Source organism: Pseudomonas sp. XP1 (genome assembly GCF_053557675.1).
In genome coordinates this window covers 266,416-277,403 of the sequence record NZ_JBNRIJ010000003.1, presented here as the reverse complement: position 1 = coordinate 277,403, position 10,988 = coordinate 266,416, and the positions used below count along the sequence as shown (strand labels likewise).

Sequence of the window (10,988 nt, the reverse complement as noted above, 5' to 3'; positions counted from 1 at the left end):
GTGGGAGCGGGCGTGCCCGCGAAGCAGGCACCGCGGTGGATGGCACGGGCTTCGCCCGTGTTCGCGGGCATGCCCGCTCCCACAATGACCGCGATAGCCGCACAAAAGTGTGTTTACGAAGAACAACAACAAGCAACTTCGACACTACCTGAGGACAACAACAATGATCATCTATGGTGTGGCACTGCTGGCGGTCTGCACGCTTGCCGGCGTCATCGTCGGCGACTTCCTGGGCGTGCTGCTGGGCGTCAAATCCAATGTGGGCGGGGTCGGTATCGCCATGATCCTGCTGATCTGCGCACGCCTGTACATGCACCGCAACGGCGGCATGAGCAAGGAATGCGAGTTCGGCGTAGGGTTCTGGGGCGCAATGTACATCCCGGTGGTGGTGGCCATGGCAGCCCAGCAGAACGTGGTCACCGCCCTGCACGGCGGGCCGGTGGCGTTGCTGGCGGCAGTGGGCGCGGTACTGGTGTGCGGTGCGACCATTGCCCTGATCAGCCGCAGCCACCGCGGCGAACCCCTGCCGGCAGTAAAGGCCGGCCCCGAAAGCAATGTGCAGGCTGCCCCTGCTGGAGGGCGTTGATCATGTGGCCGATCATTGACAATGCCCTGGAACATAACGGTTTGATCACTGCCTTCGCGGTGGTGGGCGCGATCATGTGGTTGTCGGTGGTGCTGTCGAAGTACCTGACCTTCGGCCGCGTGCACGGCTCGGCCATCGCCATTGTCATCGGCCTGGTGCTGGCCTGGGTCGGTGGCACCATAACCGGTGGCCAGAAAGGCCTGGCCGACATGGCGCTGTTCTCTGGCATCGGCCTGATGGGCGGGGCCATGCTGCGCGACTTCGCCATTGTCGCCACGGCCTTCGAGGTGCAGGCCACCGAGGCGCGCAGGGCCGGGATGATCGGCGCGGTGGCGCTGCTGCTCGGCACGGTGCTGCCGTTCATTGTCGGCGCGGCGGTGGCCTACGCGTTCGGTTACCGTGATGCGGTGAGCATGACCACCATCGGTGCGGGTGCGGTGACCTATATCGTCGGGCCGGTGACCGGGGCGGCGCTGGGGGCCAGCTCGGACGTGATGGCGCTGTCGATTGCCACCGGGCTGATCAAGGCGATCCTGGTGATGGTGTTCACCCCGGTATCGGCGCGCCTGCTGGCGCTGGACAACCCACGGTCGGCGATGGTGTTCGGCGGGTTGGCGGGAACGGTGTCGGGAGTGACGGCCGGGCTGGCGGCGACCGATCGGCGCCTGGTGCCGTACGGGGCACTGACAGCCACCTTCCATACCGGGTTGGGCTGCCTGATGGGCCCGTCGATCCTGTACTTCTGCGTACGCGCCCTGGTCGGTTGACCACAATCTGCTGGACTGTGCAGACCCCTTGTAGGAGCGGCCTTGTGTCGCGATCGGGCCGCAACGCGGCCCCAGCGATATCCGCATCGCCGTCAAGATCCTGGGGCCGCTGCGCGCCCCATCGCGACACAAGGCCGCTCCTACAGGTACAGCGACAACCTCGAGAGCAATGCTGTACCTGTGGGAATATCTCGTGACGAACACCTGCAAACCACCCCCCGTTTCGGGGAAAACCGCTGGGGAATCCTCCCCAACCTGTTTCGTTTACCGCTGCAACCAACTGAAAATAAAAGCAATCCGTTCCTGGCATACACCTTGCTCCAGCTCCACGCAGAGATCCTGTGTACCGGAGGTGCAGCATGTCTATGCCACTCAAAGGCCCCATCCTGTCATCACTCGTACTGGCCTTGCTCGGCTGGGAGTCGACCAGCGAAGCCGCCGTGCAGTGCCAGCGCACCCTGGTCGCCAACGTGGTGGCGCTGGACCAGCCACTGATGTTCAACCGCCTTGGCGCGCAAAACGCCAACGGCATGATGTTCGCCCTGCGCGAGGATGTGGTGGACGACAAGATGGTCCCCCTCAGCAGCGGCGGGGCGGCGGTACCGGGCAAGGTCACCCTGCGCCCGGACAAGCGCCCGCGGCCCATCGTGCTGCGGGTGGCCGCCGGTGAATGCCTTACCGTCAACCTGACCAACCTGCTCGACTACAAGGCCAACCCCAACAAGCACGGCATCGAGGCTGAAGAGCCTGAGGGCGAAGAGGAGGGGCCGGAGCTCGAAAATGACGCCGCCGAAGGCTTCGTCGCCGACGAGCAGGTGGCCGAGCGCATGGTCGGCTTCCAGGTCAACGGCATGCAGGCGGTCAACAGCATCGCCGATATTTCTGCCTACACCGGGCGCAATGGCAACTTCTTCGTCAGCCCAGGCAGCACCCGCAGCTATACCTTGTACGCCGAACGCGAAGGCGCTTTTGCCGCTACCAGCAAGGCCGCCACATTCGGCGGCGAGGGCACTGCGGGCAACGTTGCCAACGGCCTGTTCGGCCAGGTAGTGGTGGTGCCAAAACTCGGCCGCACCTACCGCAATACCCTCACCGAAGAAGAAATGCGCCTGGCCACCACCGGCCGTACCGCCACCGGCCAACCGGTGATCGACTACGAAGCCCGCTACCCGCAAATGCAACCCTGGATCGCCGAAGGCAAGGCCGGCAAGCCGATCATTGCCATGGTCGACGGCAACCAGATCATCAACAGCGAAACCGATGCCATCGTCATGGGCCCCAACCCCGATGGCAGTTTCCCCAAGTCCACCTACCCGCTGGAAAGCCTGGGCAAGCGCAACCCGGCGTTGCCCAACCGCCTGGAGGCGTTCCGTGACTTCGCCTCGCAGTTCGCCGACGAGGTCGCCGGCACCCAGGCGTTTCCTGGTTACTGGGCCGACCCGGTGATGGGCCACGTACTGGAACCCACCCGCGACTCGTTCATGATCAACTACGGTTCCGGTGGCATGGGCGCCGAAGTGGTGGCCAACCGCCTGGGCGTGGGGCCGATGCATGACTGCCTGTCGTGCGCCTATGAGGAGTTCTTCCTCAGTTCGCACACGGTCGGTGATGTCGGTACGCTGGTGGACGTGCCGGCCAACGTCGGCCTGGAGCACATCCGTCCTGGCGAGGTACCACCGGCCAGCGCCGTCGGGGTCAAGGCCAGCATGGCCCTGTTCCCGGCGGAACCGGCCAACGTGCACCACAGCTACATCGGTGACTTCACCAAGTTCCGCAACACCCACAACGGCCATGAACAGCACATCTTCCACCTGCATGGCCACCAGTGGCTGTTCAACCCCAATGACGACAATTCCGACTACATCGATGCCCAGGGCATTGGCGCGGGGGTCGGCTACACCTACGAAATCGCCAACGGCGGTGCGGGCAACCGCAACCGGGTGGCGGGCGATGCCATCTACCATTGCCACTTCTACCCGCACTTCGCCCAGGGCATGTGGGCCATGTGGCGGGTGCATGACGTGTTCGAGGAAGGCACCCGTCTTGAAGTGAGCGGGCAGGGCGAGAATGGCTTCCACAGCACCCCGTTCGCCCTGCGCAGTGGCAAGCCGGCGGTTGGCGCCCGGGCCTTGCCCGATGGCGAGATCGTTGCTGGCACGCCAATCCCGGCCATCGTGCCGCTGCCCGGCAAGGCCATGGCGCCGATGCCAGGCAAGGTGGTGGTGGTACCGAAGCTGTCCGAAGAGCTGGTTGCTGCCAATGACGACGACGAGCCCGAAGAAGAGGATGAAGAACCAGCCAACCAGGCGCCGGTTCGCAAGGCCATCGGCTCGCTGGCGCTGGTCGACCGCAGCGACGCCAACCGCAACGCCGACGGCACCTTGAAGAACCCTGGCTATCCGTTCTGGATCGGCGGTATGGAAAGCAGCGTGGGCAACCGCCCACCAACCCCGCCACTGGACATGCTCGACCCGGCCATGGCACGCCAGCTCAAGGAAAGCGGCAAGGCTCTGTGGGCCAACCTCGACCCCAACCAGGTCGATGGCTGGGACGGTGGCCTGGGGCGCCATGCGCTGGACGGCGTATCCGCCGGCGGCGAAGCCGAAACCACCACCACCAAGCTCGATTTCACCAAGGTGGTACACAAGGCCAAGCCGATCTATCTGCCCGAAGAAGGCACCGATGTCGAGCAGGCGGCCATGCAGTTCCACGCCCAGGCCGAACACCAAAGCTTTGCCCTGATCCCCGGCAGCGAGCCGGTGGCCAAGGCGTTCCGCACCAACGGCGCATTGCCCACTGCCGGCGCGCCGTTCTACGAGCCGTGCATGGATGACCGGGGCAAACGCCTGACCCAGTCCTCCGGGGTAGGCGAATACTTCAGCGGCGAAAGCCTGTCGGGCCTGAACTTCCGTGGCGCCTCGGCCTTCACCGCCGACCGTCCACGCATCTACAAGGGCGCCAACATCCAGTTCGACGCGGTGTACAACAAGGTCGGCTACCACTTCCCGCAGGCACGCATCATCGCCCTGTGGGAAGACGCCTGGCCGGTGATCACCAAGCAGCGCCCGCCAGAGCCGCTGGTGATGCGCATGAACACCTTCGACTGCACCATGTACCAGCACACCAACCTGATCCCGAACATCTACGAGATGGACGACTACCAGGTGCGCACCCCGACCGACGTGATCGGCCAGCACATCCACCTGCCCAAGTGGGACCTGACCGCCGCCGACGGCTCGGCCAACGGCTGGAACTACGAAGACGGCATCTTATCGCCCGGCAGCGTGGTCGAGCGGGTGCAGGCCATTCGTGCCTACAACGGCTGCACCCAGGGCGATAGCCGCGACGGCACCGCCGCCTGCCCGCAAGCCCGGCAGCACCCGTACTTCGGCCGCTTTGGCAGGGCCGACTGGCTGGGCGCACGCACGGCCATGCAGCGCTGGTTCGCCGACCCGCTGGTGAACGTGTACAACGTCGACCGTGGCCTGGGTACCATCTTCACCCACGACCACCTCGGCCCATCGACCCACCAGCAGCTTGGGCTGTATGCCACCGTGCTGGCCGAACCGGCCAACTCCACCTGGTACCACGCCGAAACCGGCGAGAAGCTGTACAACCCGGCCACGCGGCAGGACGGTGGCCCGACTTCGTGGCAGGCGGTGATCCAGACCGGTGACCACGACGGCGACGGCAAGAACGACAGCTACCGCGAGTTCTTCCTGGAATACAGCGACTTCCAGCACGCGTACGAGGCCGGTGTGTACGTCGGCGCGGGGCCGGACGGCATCCCCAATGCCCAGTCGTACCCGGCCACTGCCGACAGCTTCCGCTACGCCATCAACCCGCCCGTGCGCGGCAAGGCATCGAACCTGCTGGAGGCCATCGTCGAAGAACGCGGCGGCATCAACCCAGGTTGCCCAAGCCGGCCCTGCCCACAGGCCATCTCGGTGGATGACCCGGGCATGTTCGTCGTCAACTACCGCAACGAGCCCCTGGCCCTGCGTGTTTACGACCCCAACAAGGTCGGCCCGGACGGCAAGCGTGGCATGCAGGCCGACGGCCTGGCCGGCGACCTGAGCTACGCCTTGCAAACCCGTACCGACCGCGCCATCCCGGCAATGAACCTGGCGCCCTCGGCGATCACCTCGGCGGTCGGCCCCACTGGCGGCACCACGCTGTTCCCGCCGCACATCAACGCGGCCGGCAGCGAACCGGGCGACCCGTTCACCCCGATGCTGCGCACCTACTCCGGCGACAACGTGCGCCTGCGCATGCACGCCGGTGGCCATGAAGAGGAGCACAACATCACCTTGCATGGCGTGAAGTGGCTGCAGAACGGCACCGGCTACGGCAACAGCTCCAACTCGGGCTGGAAGTCATCGCAGATGATCGGTATTTCCGAGCAACTGGGTTTCATGGCGCCGGTGTCGATGATCTCCAGTTCAGCGGCCACCAACGGTGACTACCTGTATTCGCTGGATGCGGCCCTGGAGGGCTACTGGAACGGCATCTGGGGGATCATGCGCAACTACACCGCGCAGCGTGCCGACCTGTTCCCGCTGCCCAACAACCCGCAGCCGGTGGCCATGCGCAACACCGTGAACTTCGATGGCATCTGCCCGAAAACCACGGCCAACCCCAACGGCGTCGGCACCCGCCCCACGGTCAAGCGCAGCTACGAGATCGTCGCGGCACTGGCCAACGATATCCTCGAGAACCGTAACGGTGTCAGCATCAACGACCCGGCCGGTGTCGGCCAGCATGTCGGCGGCCCGCTCAAGGCCAACGGCGGCACCTTGGTGTTCAACAGCCGCAAGACCGCCATCCCGCTGGTCAGTGGGGTAGACCCCGAAGATGGGGAAACCTTCACCATCGGTGGCCACAGCGCGCCGCTGCACGACCCGACCGCGATCCTGTACGTGCGCAAGGCCGACCTGGACGCCACCACCGGCAAGCTGAAGGCGGGCGTGCCCGTGGAGCCGCTGGTGCTGCGCGCCAACGCTGGCGAGTGCATCAGCATCACTCTGGAAAACCGCCTGCCACTGGTAATGCCGGACTTGCCCAGCACTGCGGTGATGCACAACGTGGTCAAGCGTGACCGCTTCGACAGCGAGGGTGCCACCGCGTTTGCCAACAACCTGATGCGGCCATCCAGCCACGTGGGCCTGCATGCCCAGTTGCTGGCCTACGACATCACCAAGTCCGACGGCGCCAACGTCGGCCTCAACCCGGTGCAGACCGTGGCCCCGCGTACCGGCACCAGCGGCGCCTGGCCGACCCGTACCTATCAGTACTATGCCGGCCACCTGGAGCGTGAAGGCAAGCCGGTGTCGCAACTGGGCCGCACGGTAGACAACATCAACACCACGGCCATCGAATTCGGCGGCCTCAACCTTACCCCGTCGGACGTCATCAAGCAGCCGCAGAAAGGCCTGGTGGGTGCCATGAGCATCCTGCCGCAGACCGCCACCTGGACCGAGGACACCGCAACAAGGGCCCAGGCCACGGTCAAGGTCACCGGCCAGCCGGACTACCGCGACTTCGTCACGGTATGGCAGCGTGCGCTGAACATGCGCTGGGCCGACGGTCGCCCGGTGGAGGGCATCAATACCGAAGGCAACGGCGCCGCCGGCGACCCTCAGGACAACGGCAACATGGCGGTCAACTACAAGACCGAACCCCTGTGGCTGCGCTTCGGCATGGCCCCCGACTCACCCTTCGGCCGCGCCGGTGGCCTGGGCTTTGGTGATGTACCCAACGCCCATATGGCCTACGCCAACGCCCTGGTCGGTGGCGACCCGCAAACCCCGGTGCTGTACGCCAAGCCCGGCCAGCCAGTGCGCAACCATATCGTGATGCCCAGTGGTGGCAGCCGCGGCATGGTCTATCAGCTGGATGGCCACTTGTGGCCACTGCACAACTATCAGGCCGAGAAGAACGACGTGGACGGCTACCCGCTGAGCCTGCCCGGCATCGGCTCGGTGCGCTTCGGCTACAACCCGATGGCCATGTACATCGGTGCCCAGGAAAGCGTGCTGCCAGCGGCGCACTTCAGTTTCATGCTGCCCAGCGCCGGCGGCGCCAACGCGGTGGCGGGTGACTACCTGTTCCGCGACTACGCCGCCTACGGCAACCTCTCGGGGCTGTGGGGGATCTTGCGGGTGACCAATGAAGCGCCGCCGGCAACGGCACCGGCGCAGTGACGGTAAATGGGGGCGCGAACATGAACAAGAAAACCCGCCTTGCATGCATGGGTGTAGCACTGGGGGCAGCGCTGATCGGCCTGGGCGTAGCCTATGAAAGCCTCTGGTGCGATCCGCGCGAGTATCTGCAGGACGCTGACGACCCGCAGGCCCTGCACCGGCTGAGCCGGGACGGCGTGACCGTGGAGTTCGAGGCCCGGCCGCTGGCGGGGGGCGAGCTGCAGGAGGGCAGCTTTGCCAACATCCGTTTCAAGGTCAGTGACCAGGCCAGTGGCCAGCCGTTGTCGGGCATGGCCCCAGGGGCGTGGATCGACCCGACGCAGTCGGCCCCGGAGGGCGACCGCGACCAGAGCTGCAAGGCCCGTGTCGCGCTGTTTCTCAAGAGCAGCATCGGCGCCCGGCCATTGCTCGACCTGAACGGTTACTTTCTGTTGATGATGAACAGGGACGCCAGCCTGACGGTGATCGACCCGACCGTGTCGGTGGGCGGCGTGACCAGCACCATGGCCCGCATCGACCTGCCTGGGCGGCCCATGGACTGGGTGGCCACCAGTGACGACAAGCTGGTATTCGTGTCCATCCCCGAGCGCGGCAAGGTCTCGGTGATCGACACCGAGACTTTCACCCGCGTGGCCGACCTGGACGCTGGCGACCAGCCGCTGCGTGTGGCCCTGCAGCCGGACCAGCACCGGCTGTGGGTAGGCAACAACAGCAGCGACCCGGCCAAGGGCGGGGTGACGGTGATCGATGTACCGGGTCGCAACACCCTTAAAACCTTCAACACCGGCAGCGGGCACCACGAAATCGCCTTCAGTGCCGACTCGCGCTACGCCTATGTCAGCAACCGTGACAGTGGCACCCTGAGCGTCATCGACATCCCGGAAATGCGCCTGGCCAAGACCATCAAGGTTGGCCCGCACCCGCTGTCGGTCAGTTACTCGGCGTTGTCCCAGGCGGTGTACGTGGTCGACGGCGAGGAGGGCAGCGTGCGCGTGTTCGACGCCCGCAACCACCAGCTGCGGCACACGGTCCAGGCCGATCCGGGCCTGGGGCCGATGCGCTTCAGCAGCGATGGCCGCTACGGCATCGTGCTCAACACCCTGGAGAACCAGGCCCTGGTGATCGACGCCAGTACCGACAAGCTGATCCACCAGATCCCGGTGGCGGCCGAACCGTACCAGCTGACCTTCACCAAGGGCTATGCCTACGTGCGCGGCCTGGCTTCGTCGAAGGTGAGCATGATCAACCTGGCCAGCCTGGGCGAGGGGCGTTCGCCGATCATCCAGGGCTTCGAGGCCGGCCCGGCGGCGCCACGCCAGGCGGGTGACCTGCCGCTGGCCCAGGGGCTTTCGGTATCGCGCGACGACAATTCGGTGTTCGTGGTCAACCCGGTGGACAACACCACCTACTTCTACGCCGAAGGCATGAACGCACCGATGTCCGGTTACAACAACCGCGGCCACCAGGCCCGCGCCGCCATCGTCGTCGACCGCAGCCTGCGTGAACTGGCACCGGGCGTGTACGGCTCGACGGTGAAGATGCCCGCGGCCGGCAAGTTCGACGTGGCCTTCCTGCTCAACCAGCCGCAGATCATCCACTGCTTCAGCACCGACGTGGCCGCAGCGCCGAATGCCGGCAAGCGCAAGGGTGCGCACGCCGAGTTCATCGGCCTGGACAGGCCGTTGTCGCAGCACAGCGCCATTAATGCACGGGTGCGCATCCTTGGCGACGATGGCCAGCCGCGCCTGGGCCTGAACGACCTGAGCCTGCGTTACTTCCTGGCGCCTTCGTCGATGCCGCGCAACCTGCGGCTGGAGGAAGTGGGCGAGGGCATCTATCAGGCAGCCCTGACCCTGCCAGAACCCGGTGCCTGGTACCTGCACGTGCAGTCGCCGTCGCTGGGGCGCAGGTTCGCCGAGGAAAACTACACCAGCCTGCGCGTCCTGCCGGCCGCAACGTCCACCGTTTCCGAGAATGACGTGAGGAATCTGCGATGAACGCCAAGCATGCTTGCAAACTGTTGGCCTTGAGCCTGGCTTTTGCCGGCAACCTGGCCCAGGCCCATGGTGGCCACGACCACAACGGCCACGCCGAACAGCCACCGGCGGCGCGCCAGGAAAAGGCCAGCGTGCGCTTTGCCGATGTCTCGCTACTGAACCAGGACGGCATGCCGGTACGCCTGGAAAAAGACCTGGTGGGCGACCACCTGGTGGTCATGGGCTTCATCTACACCAGCTGCACCACGGTGTGCCCCGTGGTGTCTTCGATCATGGGCAAGGTCCAGCAGCAACTGGGTGGCCGGGTAGGGCAAGACATTCATCTGGTGTCGATCAGTGTCGACCCGCAACGTGACGACGCCAAGCGCCTGCAGGATTACGCCAAGGCCTTCCAGAAAGGGCCGGGCTGGAGCTGGCTGACCGGCACGCCATACGCCATCAGCGAAACCCTCAAGGGCCTGGGTAGTTTCAGCGCCGACCTCAGCCAGCACCCACCGCTGATCCTGGTGGGCGACGGGCGCACCGGGCACTGGACGCGCTACTACGGGTTCACCGACCCGGCTGTGCTGATCGATGAAATCAACCGCCTCGGCGCCCGCCGGGTGCATGCCAAGAGCACGGCCATTGCCGACCATCACGAGGTGCAACCATGAGCCAGACAAGCTCCCGCCGCGTAGGCATGCGCGGTTTTGACTGGCTGGTGCTGGGTGGCTGCCTGTGGATCCTTGCCTCGGTGGCGCTCGCCCATGAAGGCCATGCCCCGCAGGCGCCAGAGCCGCAGCCGGCCCCGCAGGCGATGACCAGTGGCGGCGGTACCCGCGATGCCCAGGCCTGGTTCACCGACACTGTGCTCAAGGACCAGAACGGCCGCGAGCTGCGCTTCTACAGCGATGTGCTCAAGGACAAGGTGGTGATGCTCAACGTGATCTTCACCCACTGCACCGACGCCTGCCCGCTGATCACCCGCAAATTGCGCGAAGTGCGTGAGACCATGGGGCCGCAGCTGGCCAGCCAGGTGACCTTCGTGTCGATCAGCAGCGACCCGCTCAACGACACCCCCGAGGTGCTCAAGGCGTTTGCCGGGAAGCAGGGCGTGGATGGGCCCAACTGGTTGTTCCTGACCGGTGACAAGGCCAATGTCGACCTGGTGCTCGGGCGCATCGGCCAGTTCCTGCCCAGCCCCGAGCAGCATTCCACACAGCTGATTGCCGGCGACGTCGCCGGCAAGCGCTGGAGCAAGATCCGCCCGGATGCACCGCCGGCGGCGATTGCCCAGCGCATGCAGTTGCTGGCACTGCCTCTGGCAGGGCGGTGAGTATCATGCGATCCCTGCGGCATTGGCCTCTGTGGCATCTGCCACTCTGGGAACTCCCTTTGTGGATGCGGTCTTTGTGGGAGCGGCCTTGCGTCGCGAAAGGGGCGCAAAGCGCCCCCA

Annotated in this window: 6 protein-coding genes; all 6 read left to right on the top strand. The window is 65.6% G+C overall.

All coding sequences use genetic code 11. From position 1 onward, the window contains the following. Window positions 1-163: 163 nt before the first annotated feature. A complete protein-coding gene (gene madL / locus ACK1U9_RS05095) occupies window positions 164-586 on the top strand; it encodes a malonate transporter subunit MadL (protein ID WP_085600757.1) in 423 nt (140 codons plus the stop codon). Between the two features lie 2 nt (window positions 587-588). Beyond that, on the top strand, window positions 589-1,353 hold the full coding sequence (gene madM, locus ACK1U9_RS05090; RefSeq protein WP_024087229.1) for a malonate transporter subunit MadM: 765 nt from the start codon (window positions 589-591) through the stop codon (window positions 1,351-1,353). 359 nt (window positions 1,354-1,712) lie between these two features. After that, complete coding sequence (gene mnxG / locus ACK1U9_RS05085; protein ID WP_108481594.1) at window positions 1,713-7,556, top strand: manganese-oxidizing multicopper oxidase MnxG; 5,844 nt, start codon at window positions 1,713-1,715, stop codon at window positions 7,554-7,556. Window positions 7,557-7,576: 20 nt separating this feature from the next. Next, the gene (locus tag ACK1U9_RS05080; protein ID WP_046614355.1) at window positions 7,577-9,553 is read left to right on the top strand and encodes a cytochrome D1 domain-containing protein; all 1,977 of its coding nucleotides are present in this window, start codon (window positions 7,577-7,579) and stop codon (window positions 9,551-9,553) included. Then, window positions 9,550-10,206, top strand: coding sequence for an SCO family protein (locus ACK1U9_RS05075; protein ID WP_046614354.1), 657 nt, complete (start codon window positions 9,550-9,552; stop codon window positions 10,204-10,206). The genes ACK1U9_RS05080 and ACK1U9_RS05075 overlap by 4 nt, the downstream gene beginning before the upstream one ends. Then, the gene (locus ACK1U9_RS05070) at window positions 10,203-10,868 is read left to right on the top strand and encodes an SCO family protein (protein WP_108481596.1); all 666 of its coding nucleotides are present in this window, start codon (window positions 10,203-10,205) and stop codon (window positions 10,866-10,868) included. Before ACK1U9_RS05075 ends, ACK1U9_RS05070 begins: the two co-directional genes overlap by 4 nt. The last annotated feature ends 120 nt before the right edge of the window (window positions 10,869-10,988 follow it).

What these genes read in the sequence shown, in the direction of transcription:
- ACK1U9_RS05070 (WP_108481596.1), top strand. Translation starts at nt 10,203, where the DNA reads ATGAGCCAGACAAGCTCCCGCCGCGTAGGCATGCGCGGTTTTGACTGG.
- mnxG (WP_108481594.1), top strand. Translation starts at nt 1,713, where the DNA reads ATGTCTATGCCACTCAAAGGCCCCATCCTGTCATCACTCGTACTGGCC.
- madM (WP_024087229.1), top strand. Translation starts at nt 589, where the DNA reads ATGTGGCCGATCATTGACAATGCCCTGGAACATAACGGTTTGATCACT.
- madL (WP_085600757.1), top strand. Translation starts at nt 164, where the DNA reads ATGATCATCTATGGTGTGGCACTGCTGGCGGTCTGCACGCTTGCCGGC.
- ACK1U9_RS05080 (WP_046614355.1), top strand. Translation starts at nt 7,577, where the DNA reads ATGAACAAGAAAACCCGCCTTGCATGCATGGGTGTAGCACTGGGGGCA.
- ACK1U9_RS05075 (WP_046614354.1), top strand. Translation starts at nt 9,550, where the DNA reads ATGAACGCCAAGCATGCTTGCAAACTGTTGGCCTTGAGCCTGGCTTTT.